We start from the raw sequence: 18,507 nt of genomic DNA, 5'->3' as shown, positions 1-18,507 counted from the left end.
TCAGTCTCCAAAGGCCGGCATGACTTCGGTCGCGAAGAAGCGCATGACCCGCTTCATCTCCTCCAGCGGCATCGGCCTGGTGCTGCCGAAGTCGCACAGGAGGTTCGTGAAGCCGGCGTCTTTGAGCAGCGAGATCTGCTCGACCACGCGGTCCGGATCCCCGATGACCTCCAGCTGCTCCCACCGGAAGTCGGCCGACACCGCGCCGCCCTTGAGGTAGCGGTCCTGGTAGTACTCGAAGCCCTGGGCGGCCCGGCCGGTCTTGGGATCGATGGGCGCGCTCTTCTCGTTGAAGATGCGCGACCGGTCGAACGACGCCTCGAACCGCGCCTGGTCCTCGCGGGCCTGCTCCAGGGTCGGGGCGACGTAGACGCTGCGCGCCACCACCAGGTCGCTCCCGTCCGGATGCCCCGCCTGCGCCGCCGTCTCCCGCCAGGTTTCGGCCGCCTTGACGACCTTCCGGAAGGTGGCCGCGGGGTCGGCGAGGATGGGCAGGCCGCGCTCGGCGTACATGGTCACGGTCTCGGGGGAGACGGCCGCCACGTGCAGCGGCGGGTGCGGGGTCTGCAAGGGCCGCGGGACGAGCGAAACCTCGGCGCCGGTCTTGTAGAACTTCCCTTCGTGCTGGTACGCCTCCTGCGTCCAGAGCCCGACGATGACCTCCAGCGCCTCGTTGAACCGATCCCGCGCCTCTGCCAGATCGATCCCGAACCCCTCGAACTCGAAGCTCTGATAGCCCCGCCCGATCCCCAGATCCAACCGCCCGCCGGACAGCACATCCACCTGTGCCGCTTCCTCGGCGACATGGATCGGATTGTGCAGCGGCAGCACCACGATGCCGGTGCCCAACCTGATGCGCGAGGTCCGGGCGGCCGCGTGGGCCAGCATGGTGAACAGGTTCGGGACGACGCCGTAGTCGCGGAAGTGGTGCTCGGCCAGCCGTACCCCGTCGAACCCCAGCTCCTCGGCCAGCTCGACGAGCTCCAGGTGGTAGTCGTAGACGTCCTTGAAGCTCTGCCCGTCGAAACGGTGGAAGAGGTGGAAGGTCGAGAACTTCATGCGGCGGCCCCTTTGACGGTAAACCAAGCGCTCGCTTGGGAGCGTATCACGCCCGCCCGGGACTGCCCCAGTCCGGCGTCGCCTCAACAGCCCCAGTCACCCCACGTGACAGTTTCGCCCAAATCGTAACGATTGGAACGGTCCGATCAGATGTCCCTGCAGAAACCGCATTACCGCCTGTTAGAGATGATCACTAAGGGTCAGACACAGGCGCGCCCAGGAGGCTCCCCGTGTCTGATTCCAACTGGTTCGACGCCGCCTACGAATGGGCCGTTCGCTCCACCGCCAACGGCTCATGGCGAGATCTGATCCCCCTGGGCTTGGCCGGACTGCTCGTCTGGGGACTGTGGCTCTATCGGGTCGTGTTGTCCAGGCTGGCCAAGCCGGTGGTGAACGGCTTTCGGGCCAGTGTGTCCGTGGTCGTTCCGTCCTACCGGGAGGATCCCGAGATCCTCGTGCGCTGCCTGGCCAGCTGGCTGTCCCAGGATCCGTACGAAGTGATCATCGTCGTGGACGTCGGTGACACCGAATGCCACGCCAGGCTTCGCGAGGTGACCGACAGCCGGTTGCGCGTCATGGTGTACGAGCACGCGGGTAAGCGCTCCGCCTTGGGAGTGGGCATCCGGGCCGCCAGCGGTGAGCTGGTGGTCTTCGCCGACTCCGACACATGGTGGCAGCCCGGTCTGCTGGAGGCCGTGCAGATGCCCTTCGAAGACCCGATGGTGGGCGGGGTCGGCACCCAGCAGAACGTGTTCCAGCGCACCACCAGCGTCTGGCGGCGGATCGCGGACTGGCTGGTCAACCTCCGCTACTACGACTACGTGCCGGCGATGGGCAGCAGGGGCGGAGTGGCCTGCCTGTCCGGCCGGACCTCTGCCTATCGGCGCTCTGCCATCCTGCCGGTCGTCCACCATCTGGAAAACGAGTTCTTCCTCGGCCGCCGGTGCATCGCCGGTGACGACGGCCGGCTGACCTGGCTCGTTCTCGCCTCGGGGTACAAGACCGTGCACCAGTCCACGGCCCGTGCCATCTCGATGTTCCCTGACTCCTTCCGCGCCTTCGTCAAGCAACGCGTCCGGTGGAGCCGCAACTCCTACCGCTGCTACCTGACCGCGCTGTGGAAGGGATGGCTGTGGAAGACCCCTCTGGTCACGAAGGTGACCGTGCTGCAGATCCTGCTCACCCCGGTGACCATGGGGATCACGCTCGCCTACCTGTTCTTCAGCAGGCTGGAGCTCACCCCGCAGGGCATCGGGCTGGCCGTCGGCTGGGTGCTCCTCGGCAGGGGCGTCCGCGGCTGGTCGCACCTGCGCCGCCACCCCGGCGAGATCCTCCTGCTGCCGCTGCTCACCCTGGTGGTCATCATGATCGCGCTGCCCATCAAGCTGTGGGCGTTCGTGACGATGAACAAGCAGGGCTGGCTGACCCGCTCCGCCGACCAGATGGGCGGTGCGGGCCAGACCGCCGCCACCCTCAAGGGCGTGGGCTGACATGACGAAGGGCATCCGGCTGCTCCTGGCCGCCCTGGCACTGGCGTTAGGGGCGGGGACCGCTCTGGCGGCCGTGACCGCCCCGTCGGCGGCGTCGGCGTCTCTGGTGGACCCCACGACCGCGCCGGAATCCGGGGGCGACCCGAGCCCGACGGAGAGCAACCCCTTTCTGGACGATCCGACCCCGACGGAGAGCGAGTCTCCGAAGGAGGAACCGACCTCGACGGCCACTCCCACGCGCAAGCCCACGGCGACGCCGAAGGCCAGTGCGAAACCCAGCGCGACCCCAAAGCCCAGCGTGAGCCCGAAGAGGAGCGCGACCCCGAAGGCCCAGCCCACCCCGACCGGCGGCCCGGATCCGGAGACGAGCGAGGTGCCGGACGCCGACCCGGCTCCGCTGGAGGACGCGGTCATGGCGGACGACGAGACCCTGAAGGCCGGCGTGATGTCGGCGGTCGACGCCGAGGCGCAGGCGCTGCTGGTCGACGTCGAGGATCAGCGGATCGTGCAGGTCCGGGCCGCCCTCACGGCCCTGATGCAGGCCGGTGGCGTGGCGGCCGCGCAGCGCAAGCGACCCCAGGTCTTCGTCTCGGCACACGGCAGGACGCTGGTGCTGCCCGCGCGCAGCACCAGTGCGCCGTACACGGTCAAGGACCTGGCGGCCGTCGAGAACGGCCGGTACCTGCGGAAGCTGAAGGACGGCTCCTACCTGCTCGGTGTCCACGTCTACGTGGCCGACGGGGCCACCCTGCAGTTGCAGGGGCCGCTGACGCTGCGGATGGGCAGCCTGCCCGGCTCGTTCAGCTCGATCATCGCCTTCGGCGGCGACATCAAGATCAAGGGCACGGCCAAGCAGCCGGTGCAGATCACCAGCTGGGACGTGCGGACCCGGAAACCCGACCTGACCACGACCGACGGCCGCGCCTACATCCGGGCAGTCGGCGGCAACTTCGAGATGGACTACGCCCGCGTCTCCCACCTGGGATTCTGGAGCGGACGCACGGGAGGCATCGCGCTCACCGGCACCGAGCGGCCGGCCAGTGTCTATCGCCACCGGACCAAGGAACAGCGCCACCGCGACAAGCGGGAACGCCTCGCCGACGTCGGGACGGACCGGGGCGGGAACAACTTCGGCGACGTGGAGACCAGCCCGATCGGGCCCGGCACCGCCACTCACGTGCTCGCCGACGAACTGGTGTCTGGATCGATCCAGAACAGTGTCATCACCGGCGCCGCCTACGGGCTGTTCGTCTCCGGATCCAACCAGACGCGGATCATCGGCAACCGGATCGTCGGCAGCCTGGTGCACGGCGTGTTCATGCACCGGTTCGCGAAGAACGCGGTCATCGACGGGACCAAGGTGATCGGCAGCGGCGGCGACGGATTCGTCCTGTCGAGGGCGACCGAGAAAGTACGGATCACCAGGTGCGTCGCGGAGCGGAACGGGCGCAACGGCTTCACGCTCAACGGCCGGGCGCTCGCCCAGGGCCCGTCCGCGAGTGGCGAGTCGCTGGCCGTCTACGGCGACAGCTCGGTCAACGACAGCGTGGCCCGCGACAACGGCAGGTACGGCATCGAGGTGCTCGGCGGCACCCGGCTGGCCGTGCACACCAGCGAGGTCGTCGGCGGTGACATGGGCATCGTGGTGCGTGGGGGCGCCAGCGGCGTGCAGATCTCCGGCAACAGACTGGCGAACCAGCGCCGCCAGGCGATCGCGCTGCGCGACGGGGCCACTGGCGCGCATGTGGCGGGCAACACGATCACCGGTACCCTCACCGGAATTTACCTGCGTGGCTCCAACGGCAGGATCGTCGGCAATCAGATCACGACACTGCCCAAGCCCAACGCCCATGGCATCACGGTGATCGGCGCCGCCGGCGACACCGAGATCACCCGTAACACCATCGTCGGCGCGGGGACCAGCGCGATCAGCGTCGCGCGGGCCGACGGCAAGGTGAACAAGCACAACAACGACGAGGAGCGGTGGCGGGACACCTCCTCGTTCTGGGTCAAGGCCAGGCGCTACGTCAAGCCCATGAACCTGATCTGGGCGGGAGTCATCCTCCTGGTGATCGTGTCGGCGCTCCGGTCCCGCGCCGCCGTAGAACGGCAGCGAAGCCGTAACGGGATCCACAATCCCTACGACCTCCAGCGGGCGATGGAGCAGCGGCCCGTCATGGAACTGCGCCCCGCCGCCGCGCACGAGCCAGGCCGCGCGGCGCGTGACCAGAACGGTTGGCACCGTCAGCCGTCCCTGCCCGCGCACGTGGTTCCCACCTCCACGGCAGGAGGCAGGGCATGAGCGGCTCACGGCGCCGGAAGAGCCGTACGTCCCTGGTCGTGCTGGTGCTGTGTCTGGCCGCCGGCGGCACCTGGGCGTACCTGTCCTTCACCGATCGCCCCGCCCCGCTCCCGGGTGTCAACCAGGTGTCCCAGTCGAACGCCCAGCAGCAGTCGACGCTGGTCGACCAGGAGGAGCTGCGGATCATGCAGACCCGCGCGACGCTGTCGTCCGCACTGGCGAGGGGCGGACCGGCCGCCGCGCAGGCGCGCGTGCCGCACATCTCCAGCTCGGCCAACGGCCGGACGCTGGTTCTGCCGCAGCGTCGCGAGCCGTACCGGATCGCCGACCTGGAACGGCTGGGCCAGGAGCAGTTCCAGAAGCAGTCGGACGAGTCCTACGTGCTCGGCATCAACCTGTTCCTCGGTCCGGGCGCGAAACTGGTGCTGCAGAACGCGACCGGCCCCCTGGTGATCCGGATGCGCAGCGAGCCCGGCGCGTTCGTCTCGATCGTGGGCTTCGGCGCGAGCATCAGGATCAACGGCTCGGCACAGAACCCGGTGCGGATCACCAGTTGGGACGCTCAGGCCAGGACGGCGGACACGAGGGTCTCCGACGGGCGGGCCTACCTGCGCGCCGTCGGCGGGGAGCTGAAGATGAGCCACGCGCTGGTGGAGCACCTCGGCTTCTGGAGCGGCCCGACCGGCGGGGTGGCGCTGACCGGCAGCGACCGTCCGACGCGGACCGCGGATCAGGTCGTCCCCGACGAGCAGGCGTCGGCGGAGCCCAGCAGGCAGCGGATGCTGCTGCCGAACGGGCTGCTCGTGCCCAGCCGCGGCGGCGACGACGAGATCGAGATCACGGATGGTACGGGCGCCAGAAAGGTCGCCTATCGGCTCCCCGAGGCGAACCTGGTCACCGGCGTGATCACCGACACCAAGATCACCGGCAACGCGTACGGGATCTTCATCACGGCCTCTGACGAGACCAGGATCGCCAGCGTGTCGGTCACCGAAAGCCTGGTCCACGGCGTGCTGCTGCACCGCTTCGCGCGCAACGCCTCCGTCGAGAACACCACCGTGACCGGCAGCAGGGGCGACGGGTTCGTGCTGTCCCGGGGCACGCAGAACGTCACGATCACCGGATCGCGGGCCGAGCGCAACATCGGCAACGGTTTCACCATCAGCGGCCTGCCGCTGGCCCGGGGGCCGTCGGCGTCCGGCGAGTCGCTGCGGAGCTTCGGCGGCAGCTCGTTGATCAGCAGCACGGCACGGGACAACGGCCGCTATGGGGTGGAGATTCAGGGTGGCGTCAAACCCGTCGTGCAGACCACCGAGGTCGTCGGCGGGGAGATGGGCATCGTGGTGAGCAAAGACGCGACCGACGTCCAGATCTCCGGCAACCGCCTCAGGGGCCAGCGCAGCCAGGGCATCGCGCTCCGCGACGGGGTGCTGTCGGCCCGGGTCAGCGGCAACATCGTGCGGGATACCCAGACCGCCATCTATGTCCGAGATGCCAAGGCCACCATTTCGGCCAACACGGTGCAGTCGGCGTCGCTGCATGCGGTCTCCGTGCTCGGCGCGGCCGATGGCACCGCGATCACGGGCAACACCCTCGGCGGCGCCGGCCGTAGCGCGCTCGACACCGCACGGGCCAAGGGAAAACTGGCCGTCACGCAGAACAACACGGTCGGCTGGCAGAACACAGCCGGCTTCTGGACGATGGTCAAGCGGATCGCCAAGCCGATGAACCTGATCTGGTTCGGAGTCATCCTCCTGATCGTGATCGCGGCGCTCCGGGCGCTCCGGGGCGACGGTCCGCGGGTCGGCCAACGTCTCGTCAACCCGTACGAGAAGCAGATGGTGCTGGAGGAGCGGCCGACCTGGGTTCTGCGCACCGCCGGCTCCGAGACCCCGGCTGGGAGGAGTTGAGCGATGCGCCTGGACATCGACCGGAAGACACTGATGGGGATGGTGGCCGGAGCGGCGATCACGGTGGTGATCGTGGTGCTGCTCCGCGGCTTGTTCGGCGGCGGCGACGGTCCGGGCACCGCGATCGAGGACATCCGGCCGAAGAGCACGGGCACGTCGGACTCGCGCGGTGCGTCCCAGCCGGAGGACGAGGGAGAGCAGTCCCAGGTGGAGGACGACGGAGAGGCGGAGGCCCAGGCGTTCACCCCGTCGCAGGAGCCGCCCGCAATCGCGATCCCCACGGGGGCGGACAAGATCGACTGTCCCGAGGCCACGGTGACGGTTCGCGACGCCGCGGAGCTGGCCCGGGCGCTGGAGGGTGTCGAGCCGGGTGCGGTGATCAAGCTGGAGCCGGGTGTCTACGCGGGCAGGTTCGTGGCCGCGACCGCGGGGACGGAGGCTGAGCCGATCTTCGTCTGCGGCCCGCCCGAGGCGATCATCGACGGCGGCGGCGTCAAGAAGGGCTATGCCTTCCACCTGAAGGAGGTCAGCCACTGGCGGCTCGTCGGCTTCACCGTGCGCAACAGCCAAAAGGGCGTCATGGCCGACCGGACCAGCAACACGATCATCCAGGGCCTGACCGTCCACCACATTGGGGACGAGGCCGTTCACCTGCGCAACTTCAGCAGCGACAACACCGTGCAGTTCTGCATGATCTACGCGACCGGCCTGCGCCGGGAGAAGTTCGGCGAGGGCGTCTACCTCGGGACCGCCGAGAGCAACTGGGACAGCTTCTCCGGAGGGCAGATGGACCGCAGCGACCGCAACATCGTGCGCGGCAACGTCATCCGGGCCACCGCCGAGGCGATCGACATCAAGGAAGGCACCTCCGACGGCCGGATCATCGGCAACATCTTCGACGGCTCCACCCTGGCGGGCTCCAAGCACAACGACTCATGGGTCGACGTCAAGGGCAACGGCTACCTCATCGAGGGCAACACCGGCAGTAACACCAACGCCGACGGCTTCCAGACCCACGAGATCGTGGACGGCTGGGGCACCCGCAACGTGTTCCGGGCCAACGTCATGCACCTCGGCAACTCGGGCGGCGTCGGCGTCAACGACACAGCGGGAGGAAACACGATCTCCTGCGACAACAAGGTCACCGGCGGCCCGCTCACCAAGAAGGCCGGCTGTTCCTGAACACGGAACCCCTGCCACACGCGAAAGGAAGACACCGATATGAGCCAGGCCGAACTCCCCCGGCTGACTGTGATCGGAACCGGCTATCTCGGGGCGACGCACGCCATCTGCATGGCCTCACTGGGCTATGACGTGGTCGGCCTCGACGTGGACAACCGCAAGATCCAGAAACTGCGGTCGGGAGAGGTGCCGTTCTTCGAGCCGGGCCTGCCCGAGCTGCTGGCCAAGACCCTGGAGTCAGGCCGGCTCCGCTTCACCACCTCCTACGCGGAGGCGGCCGAGCACGGGGACGTCCACTTCATCTGCGTGGGCACCCCGCAGCAGCCCGGTCTGGACGCCTGCGACCTCAGCTACGTCGAGGCGGCCGTGCGCGGCCTGGCTCCGCACCTGACCCGCCGCTGTCTGGTGGCCGGCAAGTCCACCGTGCCCGTCGGCACCGCCCCCCACCTGCTCGGCCTCCTGCGTGAGCTGGCCCCCGCCGGGGAGGAGGTGGAGCTGGCCTGGAATCCGGAATTCCTGCGGGAAGGCTTCGCGGTCGATGACACGCTGCGTCCCGACCGGCTGGTCTTCGGCGTCACCTCCGAGTGGGCACGCGAGCGGCTGACCGCGGCGTTCCAGCCGATTCTCGACCTCGGCACCCCGACCGTGGTCACCGACCTGGCCACCGCCGAGCTGGTCAAGATGGCCGCCAACTCCTTCCTGGCCACCAAGATCTCCTACATCAACGCGATGGCGGAGGTCTGCGAGGCCACCGGAGCCGACGTCCGCGACCTGGCCCAGGCCCTCGCCTACGACGACAGGATCGGTGGCCGGTTCCTCCAGCCGGGTCTGGGCTTCGGCGGCGGCTGCCTGCCCAAGGACATCCGCGCCTTCGCGCACCGGGCGGAGGAGATCGGCGTCGGACAGGCCGTGTCGTTCCTCCGCGAGGTCGACGCGATCAACCGGCGCCGCCGTTCCCGGACCATCGACCTGGTAAGGGAACTGCTTGGCGGCCGTCTCGACGGCGCGCGCATCGCGTGCCTGGGCGCGGCCTTCAAGCCCAATTCCGACGACATCAGGGACGCGCCGGCTCTGGACGTGGCGAGGACCATGCACGGGCTGGGCGCCACCGTCCGGGTGTACGACCCGGCCGCGCTGGACAACGCCCGCCGCATGTATCCGGAACTCAGGTACGGCACGAGCGCGATGGACGTGGCCAGGGACGCGGACGTCGTGGTTCTGCTCACCGAGTGGGCCGAGTTCCGCCAGATCGACCCCACGGTGCTGGCCCAGGTGGTCCGGCGCACCCGGATCGTGGACGGCCGTCACGCGCTCGACGCGGACGTCTGGCGTTCGGCGGGCTGGGAGTATCGCGCGCTGGGCCGTCCCTGATGCGACCATGACCGGTCATCGCAGCGCGGGGCGGGGCAGATCCAGGCCCAGCTCCGCCGAGGCGAACGAGACGAGCAGATCGAGCGCCATCGGGACGGACAGCGAGGCGTTTTGGCTGACGATGTGCAGGCCAAGCCCGTCCTCCATGGCCAGGAACGAGGCCGCCAGCTCGCCCGGAGACCTGCGGGGGTGGAAATCGCCGGAGGCGATCCCGGCCACCACGATGGACTCGAAGAGCAGCTTCTCCCGATCCCACAGGGACGTCATCAGGGCGGCGTGGCGGTCGTGGCGGGAGCCGAGGTCATGCAGCTCGTAAAGGACCTTGCACACCTCGTCGTCGGGCCCGGAGGGGAGTCCTGATCTGAACGCATGCACAATCTTTCGCGGCGGCTCTGGGATGGCCGCCGTGGTGTGCACGCGGCGGGTCGCGTAGCGGTCGACCAGCGTGCGATGCACGTCGTACAACAGGTCGGCGATGTCCGGGTAATGGTAGAGCACGGAACCCGGTGACATGCCGATCTTGGCTGCGATTCCCCTGATGGAGAGCGCAGAGAGGCCGAACTCGGAGATCGTTTCATGGGCGGCCGCGACCATCTCCGCGCGGCGGTGATCCGATCGGCTGCGTGCGTTCACACGGCCATCATGGCGCATGACGTTCGCGTGTGGAAGATTGACGCGAGCTGAGTTAATTTGCACACTCGTTCAAACATGCGCCGAGCGACGGGAGTCCAGTCATGACCTCCATCACGTCCCCCGCCGTCATCGACTGGCGAGAGGCCGACGATGCCGAGCGCCACAGGCTGCTCAGCCGGGGTGGCGTGGCTGACCGCCTCGGCCCGCGCGGGGAGCTCGCCCGAGCCATCGCTGAGCTGGTCGAGCGCGTGCGGTCCGAAGGCGACAAGGCGCTGGTGGAGGCGCTGGCGCGGTTCGACGGCGTCGACGTCGACCCTGTGGGCCTGCGGGTGAGCGAGCAGGAGGTTCGGCAGGCCGTCGCTTCGCTGCCCACCCGGACGATCGAGGCGATCAAGGTTGCTGTCGCGCAGGTCCGGGCGTTCAACGAGGCGGCGCTGGCCCGAGCGGAGTGGCGTGACGAAATAGGCGGCATCCAGCTTGGTGAGCTCGTCAAACCGGTGGAAAGCACCGGTCTGTACGTGCCGGCGGGCAAGGGATCGTTCCCCTCAGTGGCGATCATGGTGGCGACGCCCGCGGTGGTAGCGGGAGTGCAGCGCATCGCTCTGGTCGTACCACCGACTCCTGGCACCGGTGGCCGCGTCGATCCTGCTGTGCTCGCCGCGGCCGACGCTTTGGGGATCATGGAGATCTATCGCTGCAACGGCCCTGCCGGGATCGCCGCCCTCGCCTGTGGGACCGAGACGATCGCCGCAGTCCGGAAGATCGTCGGCCCTGGCAGCCCGGCCGTGAGCGCCGCCATGACGGAAGTCCAGCGCCTGGGCTGCGTGGTCGAAGTCGGTTACGGCCCGACAGACTCGCTGATCGTCGGCGACGCGCAAGCCGATCCTGTGCTGCTGGCAGCGGATCTGGTCAACGAGGCCGAGCACGGCTCCGACTCCTCCGCAGTCCTCGTGGGCACCGACCTCGGCGTGCTGAGACGGGCCGCCGAGGAGGTCGCCAAGCAGATTGCGGCACTGCCCGCCCCTCGGCGTGACTACGCGCGGGCCTCGATCCACCACAACGGCGGCATCGTGCTCGCCGGGTCGCCGCAGGAGGCGATGGACATCGCCAACACCTACGCACCCGAGCACCTCCAGCTCGCCGTGGCCGATCCGGAGGCCTGGCTTGCGCTGGTACGGCATGCGGGCACGGTCCTGCTCGGCCAGTGGACCACGATGGCTGCCTCCAACTTCGCGATCGGCACCCCGGCGACGCTCCCCACCACTGGGTTCGCGAAAGCGGTCAGCGGTGTCTCCGTTCACACGTACCTGACGCGCATAGCGGTCGCCAGGCTGGGGGAGGAGGAGTTCTGGCGGCTCGCCCCCACGATCCGCACGTTGGCGGAGCACGAGGGCTTTCCGGCGCACGCCCATTCGGTCTCCATCCGCGAGGAGCGCAACCGGAGCTCGTAACGGCCGCGACAACACAGCCGGCAGAGGGGCGGTTGACTTCAAGCCGGCTTGAAGGCGTTGACTGTCCGCCGTGAAGACAGAAACCCGGCGGACGACGAGGAGGCCCGTCGTCCCACATCCGTGCCCGATGACGCGAGAAGACAACCATGCCCCACAAGCCCGGAGCGCCGAGGTGAGCGGGCCATGAGTGTGAAGCGGTCCATCCTCGCGGCCATAGTCCGCCAGTTCCATCACCCCCGGGGCGCGGCCGGGAACGTGGCCGGCTGGGTGATGGCACATCGCGCCTCCAACCGCCGGCGCAACAGCTGGGTCGCCGCTCTGCTCGATGTACAGCCCACCGACCGGGTCCTGGAGATCGGCTTCGGCCCCGGCCTTGCCATCGCCGAGCTGGGCCGCCGAGTCGGTCCCTTGGGGCATGTCTACGGCATCGACCACTCCGACGTGATGCTCCGGCAGGCGACCAAGCGCAACGCCGCAGCCATTCAGGCCGGGCGCGTCACGCTCATCCTGGGCACGGTCGATCAACTGCCGCCCGCCCTCGACGGGCCCTTCGACGCCGTCCTGGCCGTCAACTCCCTCGGGTTCTGGACGGCGCCGGTTGAGCGGCTCGACGAGCTGCGCCGGCGACTCAGCCCCGGCGGACGCATCGCCATCGCCTCCCAACCTCGCTGCCCAGGAGCCACAAGGAGCACCTCACTCGAGGCCGCCCGCACCATCACCGACCTGCTCCAGGACGCCGGCTTCGCAGAGACGAGAACCGAGATCCTCGATCTCGACCCTCCCGTTGTCTGCGTTCTCGCCGTCAACCATCCGGACGCCGCCCGTGGTCGACCGCGCACCAGTTGACCGCGAGACTCCGCCGACTTGCCGGTCTCCTCCACGATCCGGACCGCACCGTCCCGGAAATCCGGATCGAACCTCCGTCGTGTCTCTGCCATCGCCCCTCCTCTTAAGGCGATGCCTCAACGATACGAGGGGAAACCCACACCTCCGTTCTGCTGGGCGCACGGAAAGCGCTCACTGAAGCTGGCTCTCGGACCTGTGAGATAGTCCGAGAGCCTGGCCTCACGGGCAAATGCCTATCGCTATCGCGAGTGCTCCGTTGGAGGATTGCCCAACACATCGCGCAGGATATCCATGGGTGCTGTTGCGAGTATATCCAAGGCCGCCATGTGCTCCGCCGAATGCGATGGATGCTTGAGCGCCCATCGCAATACGGCACGCCCATCGGATGACTTGTATAACCCTTCCGTAATCGTGACGTCAGAGGAACTTGCCTGTTTTACCGCCTCCCACTCTCGTAGTACACGTACAGGATCGGCGAGCGTCTCGAGGAGTTCTTTGTCCATTCTGCGCGCACTCAGCCGCAGGCGGCCGTCTCGAGCATGTCCGAGTACGACTCCGTGAACTTGTGTTCCCAACGCAGGCCACTCATCTTCTGCCGCAGGAATATCGGATATATCCATGCGGTCAATGAACCCCCGGACCCCCGTACCTGATTGGACAATCAGGCCGTAGGGCTGGTGACCAACTACCACACAGTCCACGATCGAATATCTCAGTGGCACTGAATCAGTCACTATGGCGCTCCTGGAGTCCAGGGCGTTCGGGGGAATCGGTTGAATTCATGGAAGAGTTCTTTCGGAATGACGTATTCGATTTGGTCATCCGTTATTCCTGGCCAGGCCCGCTCCTTCATCGCATCAGATAACCATTTCTGGTTAATGGCGAATGCACCTGTCGCCGCACCCCCGTCAAGTGCGAGGTGCGGCGACAACTGCGTGTTCCCGTCGGATCATGACCGCTAATTGAGCGTAGCAGTATTATAAGTCCTCGCCAGGTTCAACCCATCTCATATTGCAGTCGGATCACGGAATTCAAGCTTCCGCGAACGGACCTCCGGTTGCGTGAGCCATCATTACTACACTTGACACCCGAAAACAGTGCCTCCACCTGCGGAACCGGTCCTCGTGGAGGAATTGGGCCGGAAAATGATCAGGCGGAATCACGCTGTGGATTCAGGCTGAGTCAGCTCGCCCTTCAAATACTCCAGAAAACCTCAAAGCTAGCCGAGATGATCTGCAGTCCGCACTCCTCCACTTCGTAGGTGGAGTCGACCCAGGAACACCGGTGAGGCGGTAGACCCGATCAGCGGCACCGTTCAGAGCAAAAGGCTGCCGCCTCCATCCGAATCGAACACGGTGGTCCTTTCCCTGATAACACCTTCTATCAAGCTTGGATGCGTCTTTGCTCCCTCATGAATAGGATCGTGAGTTTGCGCTTAGCGCCTCTTGTACCAATCGTCGCTTCCTCCCGCTCTAAGGTACCGGACCAGATAGTCCTCGAGATTATTGGCGACCCACCATCTGCCGTCCGTCTCGTGATCCCACACAAATACGTCAGGCCGCTTCGGCTTGCAGATAAATGCGAACTGGTCTCCGGATCCGTTGTCGCCGAAAAATAGAAGTGGATCAAAGGGCATATACAGTTCGTCGAAGTCGGGCCGCATTCTAAAATCGATATTAACGGTCAGTATGTCCTCTATCGTCCAGATGGGACGCATTCCGTAGCGTCCACGTATTCCATTAGTCTCCTCCAGCAAGGCGATAAGGTCGGCTGGGAGGGCGGAGCCAAGTGCTTCTTGTGCTCTCTCTATGGACTCAGGCGTGACCGCCGGCGCGAACCGGGCTTCTGGAAGAATATCGCTGACTAGTTCGCGCCACATATTGCTGCCCCAAACGTCTACGATCTCGACGACACTCTTGTTGGTATCTTACATGATCCGGGCGTGCTTCCGCCTCGAGGTTTGGGCGTTTTCTGGCTCCGCATTGGCGACACTAAATGTGAAGCAGGGTCCCCGCCCTCAGGGTGCTTGAATACCCTATGGCGGGGACCCGAGCGCAACTTGGTTGCACCCTGAAGCGGATCAGCGGACCCGTGGTGCGAACCAATGACCGAGCATGTCGTCGATCTTGGTTGCGTAGTTTAGCACCTGCTGTCTTGTCGGGTTGCTGTTCGTGTCATAGAAATTGTTCCAGAGCTTTCGGATCATGCTTAGGTGAACTTCTGAATTCACGCTGCCCCTGAGATTCTCGAGCGAATGAATCTCGCTCTTGGTGAATAGTCCGGGATATCTGTCTAGGATCTGCTGCTCGATTGCGTGGTGAACGACGTAATCATCCTCCTTCAGGCCCGTGGCCTTGAAGAAAGTGCTCCGATAGTCATCGCTTGTAGAGGTTCCGACTCGAGCTGGTCCTCGCGTCGGAACCGATGTCCCGAGAGAGGGCTGGCAGAGTGCGCAGGACTTGTCCCTGAACCTAAAGTTGAATGTTGGGAACGCTACCCCGCACGACATGCCTTCATCGCATGAAAGCGATGCCCAGTCCCACCAAGACAGACCTTCTCTGTAGGACGCGGTGGTCCTGTCCGCCTCGTATTTCGCATCACATTGAGTGACGTCTCGACCGCAAGGATCGTTAACGAAGCCCGAGAACGGGTATGTTGTATAAAAGAGGCCGGTCATCCAGCCCGACCACCAGTTGTCCCCTTCTGGCTGAGAGCTAGCTTTCGGCTGAGTTCCCGTATTTCCGCAGCTTCCGGGGCTCTTCTCGCATGCGTGATACCTTGCGTAGTCGAACTTTTCTGGCTCGAACTTGGGATTGTGCCAGGGACGCGGTTCGTGGCCGTCGAGCTCGACATTGCTAATAGGGTTGCCGCCAGTAAAGGCGTAGCGGTTGGCGGTCCAGGGGTCGAGACCCAGGCTCAGGTCGCTGAGGGCGCCGTTGTAGGTGTCGAGGTTGAGGAAGCGGTTGAGGCCGGGGTTGTAGTCGCGGAACCCCATGTCGTACATGCCGGTGGAGTTGTCCCAGCGTTTGGCGTTGAAGCGGTAGGGGTTGTACTCCTCTTTGGCGGTGGGGTCGACGGGGTCCGGTTTGTCGACGCCGGTGAAGAGTTTGTCGTCGTTCTTGCCGTAGGCGGTGTAGCCGTAGGTGGCGCGGGTGTCACCGGTCTCGCTGGTGATCTGTTCGACGTCGGCGTGGGGGTTGTAGCCGTAGTACGACGATTCCTCGGTGCTGTCGGCGTTGACCTTGACCTGCGACAGGCGCTCGCCCCATGGGCTGTATTGGAAGGACTTGGTGAGTTTGCCGGCCACCTCCTCGTCGAGCACCTCCGCCGAGAGGCCGAGGTAGGAGTAGGTGGTGGTCTTGGCGTTGGCGGTGCCTTCCTTTTCAGTCTTCGACGTGGTCCGGTCGAGCGGGTCGTAGGTGTAGCTGGTCACCGTGGAGGTGACGCCGTCGCCGCCGAGTTTTTCGTGCTTGGTGACGTGGTCGAAGCCGTCGTGGGTGTACTTCTCGAGCGTCTTGCCGCCGCCCTGGATGGTGCGCAGGCGGCCGTAGGGGTCGTAGGTGTAGGTGCTGGTGGCTCCGTTGGTGACGGAGGTCATCAGGCGGTTGCGGTCGTAGGTGAAGGTGGTCTTCTTGCCGAGGACCTCTTCTTCCCAGACGTTGCTGTTGGCGTCGTGGGAGTAGGTTTCGGTCTCGGCCGTGCCGCCGCTGGTGGGGGTTTTGACGGTTTTGGCGATGCGGTCGCGGGGGTCGTAGGTGTAGGCGTAGGTGTGGTCGAGGTAGGCGCCGGGGTTGTCGGCGTTCTGGATCTTGGCGTGGTCGCTTGAGCGGTGCAGGTTGCCCTGGTAACCGATGGTGTGCTCGGAGACGACGGTGGCGTTGGGCTTCTTCTCCAGGCTGTGGCGGAGAACGCCGGACAGGAAGTAGTCGTAGGTGACGGTGTTGCCGTTGGCCTTCGTCTCGCTAAAGCGCTCGCCGCGTGAGGTGTAGCTGTAGCGGGTCGTCTTCGGCGCGGTGTCGGTGGCCGATTTCTTGTTGACGACTGTGGTGTGAGGTCTCAAGAGTTGCTTGACACTTCTGCCTCACCTTCTGGTTGACAGTCGCAGGACATGTTGGACGGCCGTCCCCGCCTCCGCCGCTCGATTGGGTCGCACGGCCACGGGCGTGTCAAGGACGCTGTCGCGCCGCTGCGCGGTCGGCCTGCGGCCGATCCTTGACCCGCCCGCACCCGTGCAAGATCGAGCAGCCGACGGAGCCGGGGAAAATGGTGACGGGTCAGAGCTTCGGCGTGTGGATCTTGGCCTTCCACCTGCTGACGGGCCGTTGCTCCTTGCGGGGATGCAGCGACAGTTCGGCGCCGTCGAGCGTTACCCGGAAGTGGGTGTCTTCGACGAAGATGGTGACGATCTTCCCGGCGTAGGTCCGGCCAACCCGGAGCCGCTGTCGGGTGACCATGACCACGCCGTCGCGCGGCACCTTGCGTTCCACGCTGATCGGGCCGGGAGCTGGCGGTGGCAGCTGGGTGTCGGCGATGCGAGCGCCCTGCAAGCGCGTCCGCTCCTCGCTGAGGACCGGCGAGGGCAGCGTCTTGGCCAGGACGCCGTCGTGGACGACGTGCAGCAGATGCCCGTCGAACCGAAGGGTGACGTACTTGCCGGCCAGCTCGGCGCCGATCTTGACACGGCGTCCGCGCAGGGTGGCGTTGCCCTCGCCGTCCAGGCGGCGGTCGAGCTCGATCACAGCCCCGGCGGGCAGGTCGTCGAGCTGCTGGACGGCGGTGACGGCCGGTGGCGGTCCGGCGGGGTGGGCTCCCCGCAAGGTGAGCTCGTGCAGGTCGTCGGCGTCCAGGTTGGAGGGCACCGTCTTGACGAGCTCGCCGTCGATGAGGACGTGCACGTTGTGTTCGTCGGCCCACACGTGCGCCTGCCGTCCGGCGAAGGCCTCGCCCAGCCGGATGCGCTGGACCCGGGGCAGGACGTTGAGCTGGCCGCTGGCGGCGATGACGGTGCTGAACTCCACGGCGCCCGCGCTTGAGGTCAGCAGCTGTGCACGGGCAGGAAGGTCCTGGGCTGGCTGGGCCTCCAGGGTGTCCGGGGTTTCTAAGCGTGGTTGCGGGGTGACCGTGAGCGGCTCGGGTGGGGTGCCTGGCCGGAACAAGCTCGCCGGGGTGGCCATATCGAGGGCCTGGTGGGGACGCTGGTGGTTATAGGCATGAACCCATGCGATGATCGCGGCCTGGGCTGCGGGCAGGTCAGCGAAGGGCCCGGAGGGATCCAGCAGTTCGCGGCGCAAGGTCTTGTGCCACCGCTCGATCTTCCCCGTGGTGGTCGGCGAGTAGGGCTTGGTCAGCTTGGCGGTGAAGCCGTTCTCCTGGCAGACCCGTTCAAAGAGCACCTCGGCGGGTCGTGGCTTGGTGAAGCGGCCGGTGAACTGCTTGCCATTGTCGGTGAGCACCTCGGCCGGCACTCCGTAGGTCCGCATCGCCTCGACGAACGCCTCAGCCACCGCGCGTCCGGACGGCACAGCCAGCACGGTCGCGATGACCACGAACCGGGAGTGGTCGTCGATGCCGGTGAGCATCTTGCACTCGCGGCCGTCGGCCAGGTAGATACCGCCGACCAGGTCCAACTGCCATAAGTGCATCGGCGCTTCCCGCCGCTGCCCGTCGAGCGGGCGCTCGCCACGTTGCGCAGCGCCGGGTTCGGCGGGGCGGACGCGGTCAGGACCTTGCGGATGTTCATCGCCTACATCGTGGGCTCGCTGCTGCGCGAGGTCGGGGTGACGCCGACGTTCGCTCCCGTCCACACCAGGACGATCAAGGCCGACAGTGTCGATGCCGCTCTGTTCCCCGAGGTCAGTTCGCTGGCGCCGCTGCTGGACGAGTGCGACCACGAGGCAGAGTTCGAGTTCGGGCTCGAGCTGCTGATCCAGGCGATGGTGGCGCACTCAGCGCGCAGCCGGTGAGTGCTCAGTACCAGTTGTGTGATCTGAAGTGGCCCCAGGCGCCGCACGGCTTGCCGTACCTGCCCTTGATGTAGGCCAGGCCCCACCGGATCTGTGTCTCGGGGTTGTGCCTCCAATCGTGGCCGGCGCCGCTCATCTTCCCCGCTGGCAGCGCCTGCGGGATTCCGTACGCGCCCGATGAGCGGTTGCGTGCGCGGTGGTTCCAGTTGCTCTCCCTGGTCCAGAGGTTGTCCAGGCAGCGGAACTCCTGAAGGTTCCACGATCGCTGGACGACGTGGTCCAGAGCGATCCTCTTGTTCC

The 18,507-nt window shown here is 66.4% G+C and carries 13 protein-coding genes; 8 read left to right on the top strand and 5 right to left on the bottom strand.

The window, feature by feature from the left end; translation table 11 throughout:
* Positions 1-1,059 (bottom strand): LLM class flavin-dependent oxidoreductase, encoded by a 1,059-nt coding sequence (locus tag OHA25_RS54080; protein WP_327584625.1) that lies wholly within the window; start codon positions 1,057-1,059, stop codon positions 1-3.
* 230 nt (positions 1,060-1,289) lie between these two features.
* Between OHA25_RS54080 and OHA25_RS54075 the strand changes: the two genes are divergently transcribed.
* Genes OHA25_RS54075 through OHA25_RS54055 form a run of 5 tightly spaced genes read left to right on the top strand, consistent with a single transcriptional unit; the run spans position 1,290 to position 9,314 of the window.
* Entirely contained in the window at positions 1,290-2,549 is a 1,260-nt protein-coding gene (locus tag OHA25_RS54075) for a glycosyltransferase family 2 protein (protein WP_327584624.1), read from the top strand.
* A 1-nt stretch (position 2,550) separates the two neighbouring features.
* Positions 2,551-4,851, top strand: coding sequence for a right-handed parallel beta-helix repeat-containing protein (locus OHA25_RS54070; protein ID WP_327584623.1), 2,301 nt, complete (start codon positions 2,551-2,553; stop codon positions 4,849-4,851).
* The gene (locus OHA25_RS54065) at positions 4,848-6,761 is read left to right on the top strand and encodes a right-handed parallel beta-helix repeat-containing protein (protein ID WP_327584622.1); all 1,914 of its coding nucleotides are present in this window, start codon (positions 4,848-4,850) and stop codon (positions 6,759-6,761) included. Before OHA25_RS54070 ends, OHA25_RS54065 begins: the two co-directional genes overlap by 4 nt.
* Positions 6,762-6,764: 3 nt before the next feature.
* Positions 6,765-7,943, top strand: a complete 1,179-nt coding sequence (locus OHA25_RS54060) for a right-handed parallel beta-helix repeat-containing protein (protein ID WP_327584621.1) — start codon at positions 6,765-6,767, stop codon at positions 7,941-7,943.
* A 39-nt stretch (positions 7,944-7,982) separates the two neighbouring features.
* Positions 7,983-9,314, top strand: coding sequence for a UDP-glucose dehydrogenase family protein (locus OHA25_RS54055; RefSeq protein WP_327584620.1), 1,332 nt, complete (start codon positions 7,983-7,985; stop codon positions 9,312-9,314).
* A 15-nt stretch (positions 9,315-9,329) separates the two neighbouring features.
* Here the strand turns inward: OHA25_RS54055 and OHA25_RS54050 are convergent, their stop codons facing one another.
* Positions 9,330-9,947 (bottom strand): TetR/AcrR family transcriptional regulator, encoded by a 618-nt coding sequence (locus tag OHA25_RS54050; protein ID WP_327584619.1) that lies wholly within the window; start codon positions 9,945-9,947, stop codon positions 9,330-9,332.
* A 101-nt stretch (positions 9,948-10,048) separates the two neighbouring features.
* On the opposite strand from OHA25_RS54050, the gene hisD reads away from it, so the two are divergent.
* Positions 10,049-11,398, top strand: a complete 1,350-nt coding sequence (gene hisD / locus OHA25_RS54045) for a histidinol dehydrogenase (protein WP_327584618.1) — start codon at positions 10,049-10,051, stop codon at positions 11,396-11,398.
* A gap of 183 nt (positions 11,399-11,581) precedes the next feature.
* Positions 11,582-12,244 (top strand): class I SAM-dependent methyltransferase, encoded by a 663-nt coding sequence (locus tag OHA25_RS54040; RefSeq protein WP_327584617.1) that lies wholly within the window; start codon positions 11,582-11,584, stop codon positions 12,242-12,244.
* A 1,435-nt stretch (positions 12,245-13,679) separates the two neighbouring features.
* On the opposite strand, the gene OHA25_RS61720 is transcribed toward OHA25_RS54040, so the two are convergent.
* The 3 genes from OHA25_RS61720 to OHA25_RS54030 all read right to left on the bottom strand — a co-directional run bounded on the left by OHA25_RS61720 (position 13,680) and on the right by OHA25_RS54030 (position 17,886).
* Entirely contained in the window at positions 13,680-14,123 is a 444-nt protein-coding gene (locus OHA25_RS61720; protein ID WP_442942002.1) for an SMI1/KNR4 family protein, read from the bottom strand.
* Between the two features lie 201 nt (positions 14,124-14,324).
* Entirely contained in the window at positions 14,325-16,304 is a 1,980-nt protein-coding gene (locus OHA25_RS54035) for an RHS repeat domain-containing protein (protein WP_327584616.1), read from the bottom strand.
* Positions 16,305-16,518: 214 nt separating this feature from the next.
* A complete protein-coding gene (locus OHA25_RS54030; protein ID WP_327584615.1) occupies positions 16,519-17,886 on the bottom strand; it encodes an integrase core domain-containing protein in 1,368 nt (455 codons plus the stop codon).
* Between OHA25_RS54030 and OHA25_RS54025 the strand changes: the two genes are divergently transcribed.
* On the top strand, positions 17,881-18,207 hold the full coding sequence (locus OHA25_RS54025; protein WP_327584614.1) for a TetR/AcrR family transcriptional regulator C-terminal domain-containing protein: 327 nt from the start codon (positions 17,881-17,883) through the stop codon (positions 18,205-18,207). The genes OHA25_RS54030 and OHA25_RS54025 overlap by 6 nt on opposite strands.
* The last annotated feature ends 300 nt before the right edge of the window (positions 18,208-18,507 follow it).

Source organism: Nonomuraea sp. NBC_00507 (assembly GCF_036013525.1).
GTDB lineage: Bacteria > Actinomycetota > Actinomycetes > Streptosporangiales > Streptosporangiaceae > Nonomuraea.
The sequence above is the reverse complement of the archived record's forward strand: the minus strand, read 5'-3'. Positions and strand labels throughout refer to the sequence as shown.